A 17,929-nucleotide genomic window follows, 5' to 3' on the forward strand; every position below is an offset into this window, starting at 1 on the left:
TCAGCGCAGCCTGAATTAAGGCTTTCCAAAAAAAGCCATGGGGAAAAATCCGAAAAGCTGGTTTGGTTTCCTTATATGAGTTGCGATTATCGGAACTCAATCACGGCGCCCTCCACGAAAGTGGGGACTGCGAAGCAATGAGTGTTGTTTCCGTCAACTTGAAACTATCAAAACTTCGACCGCTTTTTTGAAGCAGGCACGTTGAATAAAGGACCATGCTAATGTCTCTATCGGTTAACAATCAGCCTTCTGTAAACGTTGATACATCTGCCTTGAATCAACCCGCTGTGCCCCCCCATCAAGGTGCATTTTCATCCACTGCCCATTTGGGGCGCCCGTCATTTCGTCATGACAGTTCTCAGGTGCCGCAGGGCGATGTGATGCTGAATGCCAATGCATTCGCCAAGTTGTTTGACATGTTCGAAGCTGTTTTCAAGGCAATGCGCGATATGTTCGCGGGGAAAAATATAGCCGCCGACATGACGCATTTGCCGAAGGTTGCACCCGACACGAGTACTGCACCCAAGTTGAAGCCTGAAGCGCAGAGCATGCCGCAAGCCGGTACCTTGCCGAAGGTGACGCCGGATGCAGGGACACTGCCAAAAGTGGCGCCCTTATCTGTGGATGTGCCCAAGGTTACACCCGACACGAGTACTGCACCCAAGTTGACGCCTGAAGCGCAGAGCATGCCGCAAGCCGGTACCTTGCCGAAGGTGATGCCGGATGCAGGGACACTGCCAAAAGTGGCGCCCTTATCTGCTGATGTGCCCAAGGTTGCGCCCGACACGAGTACTGCACCCAAGTTGACGCCTGAAGCGCAAAGCATGCCGCAAGCCGGTACCTTGCCGAAGGTGATGCCAGAGGCGGGCAAATTGCCTTCTATTTCCATTACGCCTGCCTCTGTCGTTCCGGTTGCGTCGAACGTGCACAAGCCAGAAGTCAACGTGACCAATGACGCCGCTTCGCAAGTCAAGGTCGAGGTCAATATCAACAATTGTCATTGCCCAGACACTCACGTTCGCCGTGGCAGCGATCTCAAGCCATGGCCAACACCAGGCTTGACTGTTTTACCGCCCATACCTGGTAAGGACCCAAAAGCCGAGGTCGTGCCGCAAACCGACACCACGCCTGGTGTCGTGCCCAAACCTGACGTGACCCCGACGCCTGCTGTGGTTCCACAGCCGCAGGTCAGCGTGGTGCCGCAGCCCGAAACCACGCCTGGTGTCTTGCCCAAGCCTGACGTGACCCCGACGCCTGCTGTGGTTCCACAGCCGCAGGTCAGGGTGGTGCCGCAGCCCGACACCACGCCTGGTGTCTTGCCCAAGCGTGACGTGACCCCGACGCCTGCTGTGGTCCCACAGCCGCAGGTCAGGGTGGTGCCGCAGCCCGACACCACGCCTGGTGTCGTGCCCAAGCCTGACGTGACCCCGACACCTGCTGTGGTCCCACAGCCGCAGGTCAGGGTGGTGCCGCAGCCCGACACGACGCCTGGTGTCGTGCCCAAGCCCGAAGTGGTTTCGCCGCCTGTGGCTACAGTTGTACCGAAAGCCGATCCCCAACCCGCGTTGGTACCCAAGTCTGACAAGCCGACTCTACCTGCAGTGACACCGGTGCCAACCCCGGGGGTCAAACCGGAAACGGAGACCCTTCCCAAAGTTACCCCGCCTACCCCGTTGCCCAAGCCTGAGCCTGACTTGACGAGCCCGGGACCGGCGCAGGACAGATTTGATCGCAGGGATTGGTATTCAGGTGCACGTAAGAGGAACCCGCTCTAAATAACATCGTGTCTTCTAGTTAGCTAAATATTAAACGGGTACTTCTCCAGTTGGTTTGGATTGGGGCGGTATCTGTTTGTAGGGGGGGTTATGTCTATTGGTTCAATTAAGAATATTGCAGCAGTGGTGGACGTGCGTCGGGTAGTACCGGTTGAATCGTTAGTTGCAAGTAATTATGTTCTCGAGCCGCGCAATGAGTCTCGGCCTGCCGCGATCAGAATGGATGCAGCCGTTGTTGATAGTAATACCGATATGCTCAATAAACTGGTGACGCTGTTTACTGCTTTCTTTAATCAGCTGACGGGTTTGATGGGCGAAAAGAAAGACTCACGCACCGTTGATATTGCGCCCAAGCCTGAGCCTGAGGTTGCCCCTCAGGTCACTCCAGTACCAGTACCAGTACCAGTGCCTGTGCCAGTGCCACCACGGCCCAAGCCAGAGGCGAATATTCCAGGCCTGTCGAGCGCGCGCAATGGAACAAAACCCAGGGATATCTGGGGCGGCTTCCGCCAGGGGCCCGACGGCAACTGTGTGACGGTGTCTGCCATCAAGGCGGCCATGCACCGGTTTGGGCAAAGCCCTACGGACATTTACAAGGAGGTCACAAAAATTGCCGAGGGGTACCGGGTGGTCATGCGGGACAACTACTCAGTCACCCTGACTGAGCTCGAATTGAAGCAAGGGGCACGGGGTGCACAATTTGTCGGGCCCGATAAAGAGATGCTCAAGGATGCGCAGTTTTTATTCGCCGTCAGTGCCAAGCGGGCCCAGATGGAGAACAACGACCGCACGGCAGGCCGCAACTACAACGCCGCGATTAGCAGCCTCAACAATGGTGAGGATGAGACGGGGCCGGGCGAGGGGTTCAAGCGTCTTGGGCTGACCAAGCATATGAAGCGGGTATCGGTAGGCGAGCTCGCCAGAGGCCAAGTGGGTATGTGCAACCGGACGGGGCACTCGGTGGCGGTGATTGATGGTCGTGAAGAGTTGTGGGGGCGCAAGGGCGGGGCACCGAGGCGAGGGGATGCCGTCGCCTTGATCTGACCGTCGTTTGGCTGTGTGGAACGTATCAAGCAGCCAGTGTTAGTCCTGGCTGCACGTTTTACGGGAGCCGTTTTTGTTTGTGCTAGGAACCCAGTGTATGAATACCTCTATGTATAACCCTTCTGTTTACGCGCCACCGCTAAATCCTGAGACCATGCCTGTGGTTGATCAAGCGGGTGCGGGGAAAAAAAACGCTGACATCCTCCGCGCGTTCAACGCAAGCGAACGGCGGTTCGGCGAGAACTTTGACTGCAGCACCCATGCCGCTGTGATCAAAATGATGATGATGACCTTTGGTAAAACGCCGCAGGATCTGTTTGACCAGGTCAGGCCTGTTGCCGGTGGGTATGCCGTTACCATGAAGGATGAGTTCAAGGTGCAATTCTCCCATGACGAGTTGCGGCAAGCATCCCTGGCGTCGCGCTTCAACGGTGAAGATCCAGAGGCTGTCAGTAATGCCAATTTCGTGTTTGCGGCGTTTGTAAAGCGCAAGCAAGTGGCCGGGGGATATCCCAGTTTCGAGGCGGCCCTGGCAAAAACCCTGGAGGGTGAGACAAGCCTCAGATGTCTGCAGGGGATGGGGGTGTACGGGCTGTCGCAATATGTATCTGCACAAGAGATGGTGGGCGAGGCTGTTGCGGGTGTGTTGGAGACCCATAACCGGGGGAGTGGGTTTGTGCTCAATGGTGTAATGCACAGCTACGGTGACCAGCGTCGTGTCGACCAGGGGTACGGGTATCGGCTGTTTAATCCTAACGCTGTGCCTGAGGCGACTTGGCAACGCAGAGACAATGCAGCCGAGTCCAGCCAGCGAACAGGCGCAAAACCCAAGGATATCTGGTCGGGTTTCTATCAAGGCACCCAGGGTAATTGCGTCACGGTATCGGCGATCAAGGCCGCCATGATGCGGTTCGGGCAGAGTCCCGCAGACATCTACAAAGAGGTTGGCGCCACGCCCACAGGTTATGACGTGATCATGCGTGATGGTGTCAGGGTGTCAGTGAGTCACGACGAACTGAGCAAGGCCAGGCGCGGGTCCCTGTTTCACGGCAGTGATCAGGCGCTTCTGGACGACGCCAACTTCCTGTATGCCGTGAGCGCCAAGCGTGCGCAACTAGAGAACAACGATTTCCGAGGCAGCCAGGGATTCGACGTGGCCATGGACACGCTCAACGACGGTGAATGGCCAGGTGAGGCGTTACGCCGGCTGGGGGTGTTCGGGTATGTGCGCGAAAGTGATGCCCGCGAACTGGCTGCCGGCGCGATTGGCACCCTGGCCGATAGCTGGCACTCGGTCGTGGTGGTTAATGGGGGGCTCGACCTCTATGGGGTAAAGCATGACCTGGGATCCTCACGCTGGATGAGCAGCGGGTTGCGCGCTTTGAAGTTAGTGTGACAGCTAGCTGAGCAGTTGCCTGAATTGCTCGATCGGCAACGGCCGGCTGTGCAAATAGCCCTGGAACACATGGCACCCCAGCATTTGCAGGAACGCCAGTTGCTCCGGGGTCTCTACGCCTTCGGCAATCACTTCCAGGTTCAAGCTGCGGGCCATGGCCACAATGGCGCGGATGATTTCCGCGTCGTTGGGGTCGTGGGTCGCATCGCGCACAAACGACTGGTCGATCTTCAGCGCATCCACCGGCAGGCGTTTGAGGTAGGTCAGCGACGAATAGCCGGTACCAAAATCGTCCATCGCAAAGCTGACGCCGAGTTTCTTCAGGCGGCGCATCTTGGCCACGGTGTCGTCCAGGTTCTGGATCACGATGCCTTCGGTAATTTCCAGTTTCAGCAGGCTGTAGGGCAGGTCGTGGTGATTGAGGCTGCGCTCCACCCGCTCGACGAAGTCGTTCTGGCGGAACTGTCGGGGGCTGATGTTGACGCACAGGCTGAACTTGAGCGGGTCGATCAGGCCGTCCGCAATCAATTGCTGGAACGCCGCGCAGGCCTCGTCGAGGATCCAGGTGCCCACCTCCAGGATCAGTCCGCTGTCCTCCAATACCTTGATAAATTCCGTGGGCGATTGCGCCCCCAACTGCGGATGCTGCCAGCGCACCAAGGCTTCGGCGCCGATGATCTGGTTGCCGCGTGCATCCACTTGAGGTTGGTAATGCACGCTGAATTCACCGCGGGACAAGGCCAGGCGCAGGTCGGTCTCCATGCGCAGGCGTTCGCTGGCGGTTTTCTGCATGCTGTTGTGAAACATCTGCGTGGTGTTGCGCCCGGAGTCCTTGGCGCGGTACAGGGCGATGTCGGCACGCTTGAGCAGGTCGGCCGGGGTAGAGCCGTGGTCGGGTATCAGTGCCACGCCGATGCTCGGCGTGACCTGCAAGCGATGACCGTCGAGGAACATCGGCTCCGAGAGCAATTCACGCAGGGTGTCGGCCAGTTCCTGCACCTGGTTGCTGACTTCGTTGCGGGTGCCATCCAGCCCGCTGAGCAGCACCACAAACTCATCGCCGCCCAGGCGCGCCACGGTGTCTTCCATGCGCACGCTGGCTTCCAGGCGGGCGGTGACGATTTTCAGCACGGTATCGCCCACCGGGTGGCCGAGGGAATCGTTGATGTGCTTGAAGTGGTCGAGGTCGAGGAACAGCAGCGCACCGCGCAGGTTGTGGCGCTTGAGCAGGGCGATCTGCTGGCTCAGGCGGTCCATCAGCAAGGCGCGGTTGGGCAGGTTGGTCAGTGGGTCGTGATACGCCAGGTGGCGGATCTGCGCCTGGGCGTTTTTCAGCAGGCTGACATCACGGGCCGTCAGCAGCAGGCAGGGCATTTCATTGAGGGTAATCGGTTCGACCGAGACTTCCACCGCCAGCACGTCCCCGCGTTTGTTGTGCCAGAGCATTTCCAGGTGATGGATGCGGCCCTTGATCTGCAACTCGGCGAGCAGTGCGGCACGCTGGTTCTCGTCGGCCCAGATGCCGATCTGGTACAGCGTGAGCCCGATGGCCTCTTCGGCGCGATAGCCGGTCAAGCGGCAGAAACCGTCGTTGACCTCCACATAACGGCCAGTGTCGCGCTCGGTAATGGAGATCGCATCAGGGCTGGAATGGAACGCCTTGGCGAATTTTTCTTCGCTGGCCTTGAGCGCCGCTTCCGAGCGTTGCTGCTGGGTAATATCGCGCAGGGTGGTGACGATGCACGGCTGGTCGCTGACCTTGATCAATCGGCTGGAGATCACGCAGGTCAGGCTCTGGCCGTCCTTGTGGTGGACCACGATGGCCACATTGCTCAATGACTGTTCGCGAATCACGCGCTCGATACGTTGCAGGCGCTTGCTGGAATCGTCCCACAGGCCGATCTGCTCGGCGCTCTTGTCGATGACTTCGGCGGCAGTCCAGCCAAAGGTCTGGGTAAAGGCCGGGTTGATCTCGATAAACATACCGCTGTCCAGGGCGGTGACACAGATGGGGTCGGGGCTGGCCTGGAACAGGCTGGCGAATTTCTCTTCGGAGGCGCTCAGGCGTTGTTCGCGTTCGACCTGATCAGTGATGTCCAGCAAGGTGCCGGCCATGCGCAGCGGCTTGCCGGCCTCATCGCGATAGAGGCGTGCACGGCTTTCCAGGTAGCGCGGGCTGCCGTCTTCGCCCAGCACGCGGTAGGTCAGCTGGTAGTTGCCGTCCGGGCCTTCGCGCAGGCTGCGGTAGGCGTTGCGCATGCCTTCGCGGTCTTCATCGGACATGCCCTCGAAAAACGCATCGAAGGATTCGTGGAACGGCTCGGGCGGCAGGCCGTGCAGTTGCGCGGCGCGAGCCGAGCCGTAGAGCATGCCGGTGGGGATGTGCCAGTCCCAAGTGCCCAATTGCGCGGAGTCCAGGGCCAGGTCCAGGCGTTCCTGGCTGTCCTTGAGGGCTTGTTCGGCGTTCTTGCGCTCGGTGGTGTCGAGAAAGGTGCTGATCAGGTACGCCTCGCCGTCCAGCTCGACCTTCTGCGCACTGAGGGTACCATCGTGGATCTGGCCGTTGCTGGCGCAGAACTGCACGTCCATGGTGATGGGTTCGCCCTTGCGCTGGGTGGCCTTGACCAGTTGCGCGCGTTGTTCGGGGTGGCGCCACAGGCCGAGGTCCAGGGTGGTACGGCCGATGATATCGGCGACTGGCCAGCCGAAGTGGATCTCGAAATACTGGTTGGCTTCGCTGATCAGGCCGTCGGCCTGGCGGGTCAGCAGCACCATGTTCGGGCACAGGTGAAACAGCGTGGCGAAGCGCTTTTCGGAATGGCCGAGGGCGTTTTCCCGCTCACGCTGGTGGGTGATCTCACGGATCACCCCGATCATTCGGCGGCGCCCGCTCTTGTCCGGCGCCAGGCTGCCGTTGATTTCCAGCCAATGGAAGGTGCCGTCGGGCCACTGGATGCGGTGGCGCATCGCCTGTTCAAACGGCTCGCCCGCCAGCACCGCATGGAAGGCACGCACGACTTTGGCGCGGTCAGCCGGGGCGAGCAGGTCGAGGTAATCCAGGTCCTTGGGTAGGGGCGCGCGGGGATCGAAGCCGAACAGCGCCTGGGTGCCCCGTGACCAGCTGATTTTTCCCGTGTCGATTTCCCAGCACCATGCGCCCAGCCGAGCCGCATTCAGGGCGGCCAGCAATTGCGGCGCACTGTCCCAACTTTGTTCCGCCTCTTGGGGGTCAAGGGCGTAGATGCGGGGCAACGGTGGCACGGAATCGACAGGGTTGCGCATTATCAAAGGGCCTTGGCTCGATGGGCGTAAGGCGCGGTTTTACGTAAACCTTGAGGCCGCACAGCTTCATGCCGGTATCCCTGGCAGATCGACCTGTGCATCCAATAGGCTCATGAAAGCCCGCGCAGCGTTCGACAGCGTCCTTTCGGTGTGCACGATATAGCCTAGCTGGCGACTGAGTTGTATGCCTGGCAAAGCGATACTTGCCACCTGATCATCGAGCATAGTGCGCGGCAAAACGCTCCAGGCCAGGCCGATGGACACCATCATCTTGATAGTTTCCAGGTAGTTAGTGCTCATCGCGATATTCGGCGTGAGGCCCTGGGCTTCGAACAATCGGCTGACAATATGATGTGTAAAGGTGTTGCCGCCGGGGAAAACCGCCGGGTGGCCGGCAATATCGGCCAGGCTGACGTGGCCGTTGCTGATCAGGCTGTGCTCGGGGGCCACGACAAAATCCAGCGGGTCATCCCATACCGGGGTGGCGCGTACCAGGTGGTGGGGCTCGGGCGCCAAGGTGATCACCGCCACTTCGGCGCGGCCGTGGAGGATTTCTTCGTAGGCCACTTCCGAGTCCAGGAACTGAATATCCAGCGCCACGTTCGGGTATTCCCGGGTGAAGGTACGCAATATGGGCGGCAGGCGGTGCAGGCCGATGTGGTGACTGGTGGCCAGGGTCAGGCGCCCGCTGACTTCGCCGGTGAGGTTGGTCAGGGCGCGGCGGGTGTCGTCCAGCACGTTGAGGATCTGATAAGCGCGTGGCAGCAGGGCCCGTCCGGCTTCGGTCAGGCCGACTTCGCGGCCCAGGCGGTCAAACAGGCGCACATTCAATTGTTGCTCCAGGCCGGCGATGCGTTTGCTGATGGCCGGTTGGGTCAGGTGCAGGCGCTCACCGGCGCCGGAGAAGCTGCCGGTCTCGGCGATGGCAATAAAGGCGTTGAGGTTGGCCAGGTCCATTGTGGTATTCCAGTTGGTAATCCAAAGCATAAAAAATATGAATTTGAGTTATTTAATGTAGCGCCATACCATCAGCCTCACAAGCCAAAGGGTTATTGAAATGCCCAGGGCATAGAAAGACCGATGATGAGGACCGACTGATGGCCGGCAAAACGCTTTACGACAAGCTTTGGGATTCCCATGAAGTGAAACGGCGCGACGATGGCTCGTCGCTGATCTATATCGACCGTCACATCATCCATGAAGTGACCTCGCCCCAAGCGTTCGAAGGCCTGCGACTGGCTGGGCGCAAGCCTTGGCGCGTCGATTCCATCATCGCCACCCCGGACCACAACGTACCAACGACTCCTGAGCGCAAAGGCGGCATCGACGCCATCGTCGACACCGTGTCGCGCTTGCAGGTGCAGACCCTCGACGACTACTGCGACGAATATGGCATCACCGAATTCAAGATGAATGACGTGCGTCAAGGGATCGTCCACGTGATCGGCCCGGAGCAGGGTGCAACCTTGCCGGGCATGACCGTGGTCTGCGGCGACTCCCACACCTCGACCCACGGTGCCTTCGGCGCCTTGGCCCACGGCATCGGCACCTCCGAGGTGGAGCATGTGTTCGCCACCCAGTGCCTGGTCGCCAAGAAAATGAAGAACATGTTGGTCAAGGTCGAAGGCCAATTGCCGTTCGGCGTGACCGCCAAGGACATCGTCCTTGCTGTGATCGGCAAGATCGGCACCGCCGGCGGTAACGGCCACGCCATCGAGTTCGCCGGCAGTGCGATTCGCGACCTGTCCATCGAAGGCCGCATGACCATCTGCAACATGTCCATCGAAGCCGGTGCCCGCGTGGGCATGGTGGCGGCGGACGAAAAGACCGTTGAATACGTCAAGGGTCGTCCTTTTGCACCGACCGGTGCCGATTGGGATGCCGCGGTCGAAGCCTGGAAAGACCTGGTCTCCGACGCCGACGCGGTGTTCGACACTGTGGTTGAGCTCGACGCTGCCCAGATCAAGCCGCAAGTCAGCTGGGGCACGTCGCCGGAAATGGTCCTGGCTGTTGACCAGAACGTACCGGACCCGGCCAAGGAAACCGACCTGGTCAAGCGCGGTTCCATCGAGCGCGCCTTGAAGTACATGGGCTTGCAGGCCAACCAGGCGATCACCGACATCCAGTTGGATCGCGTGTTCATCGGTTCCTGCACCAACTCGCGGATCGAAGATCTGCGCGCTGCGGCGGTGATCGCCAAGGGCCGCAAGGTGGCTTCGACCATCAAGCAGGCCATCGTGGTCCCGGGCTCGGGCCTGGTCAAAGCGCAAGCCGAGGCCGAAGGCCTGGACAAAATCTTCCTCGAGGCCGGTTTTGAATGGCGCGAGCCGGGCTGCTCGATGTGCCTGGCGATGAACCCGGACCGCCTGGAGTCGGGCGAGCATTGCGCGTCCACCTCCAACCGTAACTTCGAAGGGCGCCAGGGTGCCGGTGGGCGTACCCACCTGGTCAGCCCGGCCATGGCCGCTGCGGCTGCCGTCAACGGTCGTTTCATCGACGTTCGCGAATTGATCTGAGGAATACCCGATGCGTGCTTTTACACAACACACAGGTTTAGTCGCGCCGTTGGACCGTGCCAACGTGGACACCGACCAGATCATCCCCAAGCAGTTCTTGAAGTCGATCAAGCGCACCGGTTTCGGCCCGAACCTGTTCGACGAGTGGCGCTACCTGGACGTGGGCTACGCCTACCAGGACAACTCCAAGCGCCCGCTGAACAAGGACTTCGTGCTCAACGCCGACCGCTACCAAGGCGCCAGCGTATTGCTCGCCCGCGAGAACTTCGGTTGCGGCTCCAGCCGTGAACACGCGCCGTGGGCCCTGGAAGAATATGGCTTTCGCAGCATCATCGCGCCGAGCTATGCCGACATCTTCTTCAACAACAGCTTCAAGAACGGCTTGTTGCCGATCATCTTGACCGACGCAGAAGTCGACGAGTTGTTCAAGCAGGTGGAAGCCGATGTGGGCTACCAGTTGACCGTCGATCTGGCAGCGCAAACCGTGACGCGCCCGGATGGCAAGGTGTATCACTTTGAGGTGGATGCGTTCCGTAAGCATTGCCTGATCAACGGGCTGGACGATATCGGCCTGACCTTGCAGGACGGGGATGCGATTGCGGCGTTTGAGGCCAAGCACCGGGCGAGTCAGCCTTGGTTGTTTCGCGATGCCTGATTGGCGGTAACCGTGCGGGCCCTATCGCGGGCAAGCCCGCTCCCACATTGATCGGTGTTCTCCTGAACGACTCGGTCAACTGTGGGAGCTGGCTTGCCTGCGATAGCGCCCGTACAAGCACCCCAAAACCCAAGGAAAACCACCATGACCAGCACCGCCCACACCCAAGTCGTGCAAAAACAATTCGGCGAGCAAGCCTCGGCCTACCTGAGCAGTGCCGTGCACGCCCAAGGCACCGAATTCGCGCTGCTCCAGGCCGAGCTGGCCGGGCAGGGCAGTGCACGACTGCTGGACTTGGGTTGCGGCGCAGGTCATGTCAGTTTTCACGTCGCGCCACTGGTTAAAGAAGTGGTGGCCTACGACCTGTCCCAACAAATGCTCGATGTGGTCGCAACCGCTGCCAGCGACCGTGGCCTGGGCAACATCCGCACCGTCCACGGCGCCGCCGAACGCCTGCCGTTCGCCGATGGCGAGTTCGACTTCGTGTTCAGCCGCTACTCGGCCCACCACTGGAGCGACCTCGGCCTGGCCTTGCGTGAAGTGCGCCGCGTGCTCAAGCCGGGCGGCGTGGCGGCCTTTGTCGACGTCTTGTCACCGGGCAGCCCGTTGTTGGACACTTACCTGCAAACCGTCGAAGTGCTGCGCGACACCAGCCATGTGCGCGACTACTCCGCCGCCGAGTGGATGCAACAGCTCAGCGAGTCCGGTTTGCACGTACGCACCAGCAGCCGTCAGCGCCTGCGTCTGGAGTACAGCTCGTGGGTCGAGCGCATGCGCACACCCGAAGTGTTGCGCGCTGCGATCCTTGCGCTGCAACAGGCGATGGGCCAGGAAGTGCGCGACTACTACGAAATTCAAGCCGACGGCACCTTCAGCACCGACGTGCTGGTGGTCTTCGCCGAACGCTGATTGATTTTTCCCGACCTGCCCACGGGCGGGTCGCTTGATGAAATGAGGAACGCATGAGCAAGCAGATTCTGATTCTCCCTGGCGACGGTATTGGTCCGGAAATCATGGCCGAAGCGGTCAAGGTCCTGGAACTCGCCAACAGCAAGTACAGCCTGGGCTTCGAGCTGAGCCACGACGTGATCGGCGGCGCGGCCATCGATAAGCACGGCGTACCGCTGGCTGACGAAACCCTGGACCGCGCCCGCGCAGCCGACGCCGTACTGCTCGGCGCCGTGGGTGGCCCGAAGTGGGACAAGATCGAACGTGACATCCGCCCTGAGCGCGGCCTGCTGAAAATCCGCGCCCAACTGGGCCTGTTCGGCAACCTGCGCCCGGCGATCCTCTACCCGCAACTGGCCGACGCATCGAGCCTCAAGCCGGAAGTGGTCGCGGGCCTCGACATCCTCATCGTGCGTGAGCTGACCGGCGGTATCTACTTCGGCTCGCCACGGGGCGTGCGCGAGCTGGAAAACGGCGAGCGCCAGGCCTACGACACACTGCCGTACAGCGAGAGTGAAATCCGCCGTATTGCCCGTGTTGGTTTCGACATGGCCCGCGTGCGTGGCAAGAAGGTCTGCTCGGTGGATAAAGCCAACGTGCTGGCCTCCAGCCAACTGTGGCGCGAAATCGTCGAAGAAGTGGCCAAGGACTACCCGGACGTTGAACTGAGCCACATGTACGTCGATAACGCCGCCATGCAGTTGGTGCGTGCACCGAAGCAGTTCGACGTGATCGTCACCGACAACCTGTTCGGCGACATCCTGTCCGACCAGGCGTCGATGCTCACCGGCTCCATCGGCATGCTGCCGTCGGCGTCCCTGGACACCAACAACAAGGGCATGTACGAGCCTTGCCACGGTTCGGCGCCGGACATCGCGGGCCAAGGCATTGCCAACCCGCTGGCGACGATTCTGTCGGTGTCGATGATGCTGCGTTACAGCTTCAACCTGAGCGACGCGGCCGATGCCATCGAGCAAGCCGTGAGCCTGGTGCTGGACCAGGGCTTGCGCACCGGCGACATCTGGTCGCAGGGTTGCACCAAGGTAGGGACGCAAGAAATGGGCGACGCAGTAGTCGCCGCGCTGCGGAATCTGTAATCTCTCGGGCCCGCTTGCAGTTGTTGCTGCAAGGCGGCCCACTTTTTAACAAGGTGTAGTTGCGATGAAACGTGTAGGTCTGATCGGTTGGCGCGGTATGGTCGGTTCCGTGCTCATGCAGCGGATGCTGGAAGAGCAGGATTTCGATCTTATTGAGCCGGTGTTTTTCACCACTTCGAACGTTGGTGGCCAAGGGCCGTCCGTGGGCAAGGATATTGCCCCGCTCAAGGACGCCTACAGCATTGAAGAGTTGAAGACCCTCGACGTGATCGTGACCTGTCAGGGTGGCGACTACACCAGTGAAGTCTTCCCCAAGCTGCGTGAAGCGGGCTGGCAGGGTTACTGGATCGACGCTGCATCGAGCCTGCGCATGCAGGACGATGCCGTGATCATCCTCGACCCGGTGAACCGCAAGGTCATCGACCAGCAGCTGGATGCCGGCACCAAGAACTATGTCGGCGGCAACTGCACCGTCAGCCTGATGCTGATGGGCCTGGGTGGCTTGTTCGAAGCCGGCCTGGTGGAGTGGATGAGCGCCATGACGTATCAGGCGGCCTCCGGTGCTGGCGCGCAGAACATGCGTGAGCTGATCAAGCAGATGGGCGCGACCCACGCCGCCGTCGCCGATCAACTGGCCGACCCGGCCAGCGCGATCCTCGACATCGACCGTCGTGTGGCCGAAGCCATGCGCAGCGATGCGTACCCGACCGAGAACTTCGGCGTGCCATTGGCCGGTAGCCTGATCCCGTGGATCGACAAAGAGCTGCCGAACGGCCAGAGCCGCGAAGAGTGGAAGGCCCAGGCCGAGACCAACAAGATCCTCGGTCGCTTCAAGAGCCCCATCCCGGTGGACGGCATCTGCGTGCGCATCGGCGCCATGCGCTGCCACAGCCAGGCGCTGACCATCAAGCTGAACAAGGACGTGCCGATCGCCGATATCGAATCGTTGATCAGCTCGCACAACCCGTGGGTCAAGCTGGTGCCGAACAACCGCGACATCAGCATGCAGGAGCTGAGCCCGACGAAGGTCACCGGCACCCTGAATGTACCGGTGGGCCGTCTGCGCAAGCTGAACATGGGCAGCCAGTTCCTCGGTGCGTTCACGGTTGGCGACCAACTGTTGTGGGGCGCGGCTGAACCGCTGCGTCGCATGCTGCGGATCTTGCTGGAGCGTTGATCGCTTGAGGCAATACAGAGAACCCGCGACTGGTGACAGGCGCGGGTTTTTTGTTGTTCTTGAGAGGGTCATCGCAGGCAAGCCAGCTCCCACACTTGAATGTATTCACAAATCAAAATGTGGGAGCTGGCTTGCCCGCGATGAGGCCCTCAGCCCCACCACAAAAACTGGCCCAATTACCCCGCCACCCGGTAAAGTGCCGCTCCCCCCGCAATGCCCGAGGCAGCCCCCATGACCCAGACCTTTGAAATCGCCGTGATCGGCGCCACCGGCACCGTCGGTGAAACCCTGGTGCAGATCCTCGAAGAGCTGGATTTTCCAGTGGGCACCCTGTATCTGCTGGCCGGCAACAACTCGGCCGGTGCCTCGGTGCCGTTTCGCGGCAAGAACCTGCGGGTCAAGGAAGTTGACGAGTTCGACTTTAAAAAGGTGCAACTGGCATTTTTTGCCGCGGGGCCGGCAGTGACCTTGAGTTTCGCGCCCCGCGCTACGGCGGCCGGTTGTGCGGTGATCGACCTGTCGGGCGCCTTGCCGGCTGAGCAGGCGCCGCCGGTGGTGCCGGAAGCGAATGCGCACGTATTGAACGGCCTGAAAAAACCTTTCCAGCTCGCCAGCCCAAGCCCGTCTGCCACCAACCTGGCGGTGGTCCTGGCGCCTTTGCGCGGCTTGCTGGATATCCAGCGCGTGAGCGTTACCGCCAACCTGGCGGTATCTGCCCAGGGGCGCGAAGCCGTGAGCGAGCTGGCGCGACAAACTGCCGAGCTGTTGAATGTGCGCCCGCTGGAGCCGACATTTTTTGATCGGCAGATGGCCTTTAACTTGCTGGCACAAGTCGGTACGCCAGATGCCCAAGGTCATACAGCCTTGGAGAAACGTCTCGTACACGAACTGCGCGCTGTGCTGGAATCTCCTTTACTAAAGATTTCCGCAACTTGCGTTCAAGCCCCGGTGTTTTTTGGCGATAGCTTGACTGTGTCTTTGCAACTGGCCGCGCCGGTCGATCTTGCCGCCGTTAACCGAGTACTCGACGCAGCGCCGGGTGTAGAGCGGGTGGAGGAGGGGGATTACCCGACCGCCGTTGGCGATGCAGTAGGACAAGACGTTGTGTACGTAGGACGGGTTCGCGCCGGAGTGGACGATCCGGCGGAACTAAATCTGTGGTTGACGTCAGATAACGTACGCAAAGGCGCTGCACTGAATGCCGTACAGCTGGCGCAGTTGTTGATAAAAGACCTTGCGTAAAAGATACTTGGCGGCAATTTGTAGATTGATTCTAACCAGGCGCTATGCTTGGCCCCAAGCTGGAAAAGTTGCGCGTCGGTGACCTATCGGCTCGCCATGCCTAATGGCAGCGGTTACCAACCTTCTCGCAGGCCGGGGAGTGTTCAAACAAAGGATGAGGCTATGGTTCAAGTTCGCAAACTGGTGTTAGCAATAGCGGCCGCCTCGGCGCTGTCCTCCGGTATGGCGCAGGCGCTGCAACTGGGGGAAATGACCCTCAAGTCGCAGTTGAACCAGCCGTTGTCGGTGGAAATCGAATTGCTCGATGTCGGCGGCCTCACCGCTTCCGAGATCACGCCGAGCCTGGCTTCGTCCCAGGCGTTTGTGGATGCGGGCGTCGATCGCCAAGCGTTTTTGAATGACCTGGTGTTTACGCCGGTGATCAATCCAAGCGGTCGCAGTGTGGTGCGCGTCACCTCCAGCAAGCCGTTGCCTGATTCCTACGTACGTTTCCTGTTGCAGGTGCAGTGGCCCAACGGCCGCCTGATGCGCGACTACAGCGTGCTGCTGGACCCGGCCAAGTTTGACCAGCCGGTCGCAACAGCACCTGCGCCGCGTGTGTCGGCGCCGGCCAGTCCCGCGCCTGCCGCGAGCAAAGCGGCGCAGCACACCACCACTTCCCGCGACACCTTGTGGGAAATTGCCGCGAAGAATCGCAATGGCGGCTCGATCCAGCAGACCATGCTGGCGATCCAGGCACTTAACCCCGATGCCTTTATCGACGGCAACATCAACCGCCTGAAAACCGGCCAGGTCCTGCGCCTGCCGGACACCGTACAAAGCACCGCGCTACCGCAACCCGAGGCGATTGCCGAAGTGACGGCGCAAAATACCGCCTGGCGCCAGGGCCGTCGCGCGGCGACCAACCAGGTCGCAGGCAAGCAGCAACTGGATGCCACCAAGCGCACCCAAGCGGGCAATGCGCCGTCGAGCACCAACGCCAAGGACAACTTGAGCCTGGTCTCGGCTGAGTCTGCCAAGCAGGGCGCGAAGGGCAAGGCCGCTGATGGCCGGGCCCTGAGCGACAAGCTGGCGATGACCCAGGAAGAACTGGACACCACTCGCCGTGATAACGCTGAGCTGAAAAGCCGTGCAGCAGACCTGCAAAGCCAGTTGGACAAGCTGCAAAAACTGATTCAACTGAAGAACGATCAACTGGCGCGCCTGCAAGCTGAAAAAGGCGACCCGGCGGCAGTGCCTGCGGTGATTCCCGCGCAGTTGGCCGGTGATCCGGCGGCGGCAGCTCCCGCAGCTCCATCTGCGCCTGCAGCACCGGCAGCCACGCCTGCGCCGACGGCCCCGGAGCCGATCAAGCCTGAAGCGGCCCCGGCCAGTACCGATGGCAAATTCAATGAGCTGCTGACCAACCCGGTGGTCCTCGGCGTGGTGGGTGGCGCCGCTGCCCTGGTGGCGTTGTTGTTACTGCTGCTGGTGCTGCGTCATCGCAACGCCCGTCGTGAGGAAGAAAAACACCTGCGCATGGCCCGTGCCCTGGCCGAAGAGCCGGAGTTCACCTCTAACCTCGACCAGGACCTGCCACCGGATAGCTTCGAAGGCCTGGAAGTGCCGGCGCCGAGCGTCAAGCTGGCGGCAGCTCCAGCACCGGCTCCAGTGGTTGAGCCGGCCGTCGTGGTGCCGACTGTTGCCTCGGTGCTCGCACCGCTGGCGGTGGCCGTGGCTCCGGCCAGCGCCAATGATGCGTTGGCCCAGGCGCAATCCCTTCTCGATCGCGGCCACCTGAACCAGGCCGCCGATGTGTTGGAGCAAGCGATCAAGCAAGAGCCCAAGCGCGGCGACCTGCGCTTGAAGCTGATGGAAGTCTACGGCCTGCAAAACGACAAGGATGGCTTCGTCACCCAGGAGCGCCAACTGGTGGCCAATGGTGACAACCATGCCCAGGTCGAGCTGCTGAAGTCGCGTTTCCCGGCGATGGCCGTACTGGCGGCGGGCGTGAGCGCCGCAGTGGCCGCCGCTGCCTTGGATGCGCAATACGTCAAGGACCTGCTGGAAGACAAGCCAGCAGCGCCGGCGCCTGAGCCAGAGAGCTTCGACACTGATTTCGACCTGAGTCTGGATGATCTGGAGGCTGCATCGCCTGCCGAGGTCAATCCTGAAGATGTGCTGAGTTTCGAATCCGCGTTGCAGCAACAAGTTGAAGCGACAGCCAGCCCGGACGACCTGCCGGACTTCGACCTGGACCTGCAATTGGATGCCCCGGCGTCTGCGCAGCCCGATGACGATTTCCTGTCCGGTCTTGAAGCGCAGATGCAGGATGTACCTGCGGTCGAGCCGCCAACCCTGACGCCTGCTGCGCTGGATGACTTCGACCTGCCGGAAGACTTCGACCTGTCCCTGGCCGATGAGCCAGAGACAGCTGCCAAGCCTGACGCGTTCGCGTCCGAGCTGGACGACGTCAATGCCGAGCTGGACCGTCTGTCCCAGAGCCTGGAGCATCCGTCCATCGAACCGTCCTTTACCGCAGAAGACGCGGCGCTGGGGGGGGATGAGCCGGAATTCGACTTCCTGTCGGGCACCGATGAGGTGGCGACCAAGCTGGACTTGGCCCAGGCCTATATCGACATGGGCGATGCGGATGGTGCGCGGGATATCCTGTCTGAAGTGCTCACCGAAGGTGATGAGTCCCAGCGCGGCGAAGCCAAGGAAATGCTCGGCCGTATTTAAAAGGCGGCGATAGTCCACTGGTTGGGCTCGCCCGCCAGTTAACACAGATGCAGCTGAACCGCCGCCATTGCAGGCA

At 60.9% G+C, this 17,929-nt stretch carries 12 protein-coding genes; 10 read left to right on the forward strand and 2 right to left on the reverse strand.

Going from position 1 to position 17,929, the window contains the following annotated elements; all coding sequences use genetic code 11:
• The first annotated feature begins 221 nt into the window (after nucleotides 1-221).
• From ACZRMO_RS17485 to ACZRMO_RS17495, 3 genes are all read left to right on the forward strand, one after another.
• Nucleotides 222-1,775: a hypothetical protein gene (locus tag ACZRMO_RS17485; RefSeq protein WP_463973634.1), complete on the forward strand. Its 1,554-nt coding sequence runs from the start codon at nucleotides 222-224 to the stop codon at nucleotides 1,773-1,775.
• A gap of 219 nt (nucleotides 1,776-1,994) precedes the next feature.
• Entirely contained in the window at nucleotides 1,995-2,819 is an 825-nt protein-coding gene (locus ACZRMO_RS17490; RefSeq protein ID WP_463973729.1) for a hypothetical protein, read from the forward strand.
• Between the two features lie 97 nt (nucleotides 2,820-2,916).
• Entirely contained in the window at nucleotides 2,917-4,215 is a 1,299-nt protein-coding gene (locus tag ACZRMO_RS17495) for a hypothetical protein (RefSeq protein ID WP_463973635.1), read from the forward strand.
• Nucleotides 4,216-4,218: 3 nt separating this feature from the next.
• Here ACZRMO_RS17495 and ACZRMO_RS17500 read toward each other — a convergent pair whose 3' ends face one another.
• Nucleotides 4,219-7,497 (reverse strand): sensor domain-containing protein, encoded by a 3,279-nt coding sequence (locus tag ACZRMO_RS17500; RefSeq protein ID WP_463973636.1) that lies wholly within the window; start codon nucleotides 7,495-7,497, stop codon nucleotides 4,219-4,221.
• Between the two features lie 66 nt (nucleotides 7,498-7,563).
• A complete protein-coding gene (locus ACZRMO_RS17505) occupies nucleotides 7,564-8,454 on the reverse strand; it encodes a LysR family transcriptional regulator (RefSeq protein ID WP_463973637.1) in 891 nt (296 codons plus the stop codon).
• A gap of 140 nt (nucleotides 8,455-8,594) precedes the next feature.
• Between ACZRMO_RS17505 and leuC the strand changes: the two genes are divergently transcribed.
• From leuC to ACZRMO_RS17540, 7 genes are all read left to right on the forward strand, one after another.
• On the forward strand, nucleotides 8,595-10,013 hold the full coding sequence (gene leuC / locus ACZRMO_RS17510) for a 3-isopropylmalate dehydratase large subunit (RefSeq protein ID WP_463973638.1): 1,419 nt from the start codon (nucleotides 8,595-8,597) through the stop codon (nucleotides 10,011-10,013).
• Between the two features lie 10 nt (nucleotides 10,014-10,023).
• Nucleotides 10,024-10,668 carry a 3-isopropylmalate dehydratase small subunit gene (leuD, locus tag ACZRMO_RS17515; protein WP_463973639.1) on the forward strand — a complete coding sequence of 215 codons (645 nt, stop codon included), beginning with the start codon at nucleotides 10,024-10,026 and terminating at the stop codon, nucleotides 10,666-10,668.
• A gap of 144 nt (nucleotides 10,669-10,812) precedes the next feature.
• Nucleotides 10,813-11,577, forward strand: a complete 765-nt coding sequence (locus ACZRMO_RS17520) for a class I SAM-dependent methyltransferase (RefSeq protein WP_463973640.1) — start codon at nucleotides 10,813-10,815, stop codon at nucleotides 11,575-11,577.
• Nucleotides 11,578-11,630: 53 nt separating this feature from the next.
• A complete protein-coding gene (gene leuB / locus ACZRMO_RS17525; RefSeq protein ID WP_017737859.1) occupies nucleotides 11,631-12,713 on the forward strand; it encodes a 3-isopropylmalate dehydrogenase in 1,083 nt (360 codons plus the stop codon).
• A 64-nt stretch (nucleotides 12,714-12,777) separates the two neighbouring features.
• Nucleotides 12,778-13,890 (forward strand): aspartate-semialdehyde dehydrogenase, encoded by a 1,113-nt coding sequence (asd, locus tag ACZRMO_RS17530; protein ID WP_159958745.1) that lies wholly within the window; start codon nucleotides 12,778-12,780, stop codon nucleotides 13,888-13,890.
• Between the two features lie 231 nt (nucleotides 13,891-14,121).
• Complete coding sequence (locus ACZRMO_RS17535; protein WP_463973641.1) at nucleotides 14,122-15,132, forward strand: aspartate-semialdehyde dehydrogenase; 1,011 nt, start codon at nucleotides 14,122-14,124, stop codon at nucleotides 15,130-15,132.
• Nucleotides 15,133-15,294: 162 nt separating this feature from the next.
• Entirely contained in the window at nucleotides 15,295-17,853 is a 2,559-nt protein-coding gene (locus ACZRMO_RS17540; RefSeq protein ID WP_463973642.1) for a FimV/HubP family polar landmark protein, read from the forward strand.
• Nucleotides 17,854-17,929: the final 76 nt, after the last annotated feature.

Source organism: Pseudomonas sp. B611, assembly GCF_055407965.1.

Coding starts and splice junctions, on each gene's coding strand:
- ACZRMO_RS17505 (WP_463973637.1), bottom strand. CDS start 8,454: ATGGACCTGGCCAACCTCAACGCCTTTATTGCCATCGCCGAGACCGGC.
- ACZRMO_RS17495 (WP_463973635.1), top strand. CDS start 2,917: ATGAATACCTCTATGTATAACCCTTCTGTTTACGCGCCACCGCTAAAT.
- leuD (WP_463973639.1), top strand. CDS start 10,024: ATGCGTGCTTTTACACAACACACAGGTTTAGTCGCGCCGTTGGACCGT.
- ACZRMO_RS17490 (WP_463973729.1), top strand. CDS start 1,995: ATGGATGCAGCCGTTGTTGATAGTAATACCGATATGCTCAATAAACTG.
- asd (WP_159958745.1), top strand. CDS start 12,778: ATGAAACGTGTAGGTCTGATCGGTTGGCGCGGTATGGTCGGTTCCGTG.
- ACZRMO_RS17540 (WP_463973642.1), top strand. CDS start 15,295: ATGGTTCAAGTTCGCAAACTGGTGTTAGCAATAGCGGCCGCCTCGGCG.
- ACZRMO_RS17500 (WP_463973636.1), bottom strand. CDS start 7,497: ATGCGCAACCCTGTCGATTCCGTGCCACCGTTGCCCCGCATCTACGCC.
- leuB (WP_017737859.1), top strand. CDS start 11,631: ATGAGCAAGCAGATTCTGATTCTCCCTGGCGACGGTATTGGTCCGGAA.
- ACZRMO_RS17535 (WP_463973641.1), top strand. CDS start 14,122: ATGACCCAGACCTTTGAAATCGCCGTGATCGGCGCCACCGGCACCGTC.
- ACZRMO_RS17485 (WP_463973634.1), top strand. CDS start 222: ATGTCTCTATCGGTTAACAATCAGCCTTCTGTAAACGTTGATACATCT.
- ACZRMO_RS17520 (WP_463973640.1), top strand. CDS start 10,813: ATGACCAGCACCGCCCACACCCAAGTCGTGCAAAAACAATTCGGCGAG.
- leuC (WP_463973638.1), top strand. CDS start 8,595: ATGGCCGGCAAAACGCTTTACGACAAGCTTTGGGATTCCCATGAAGTG.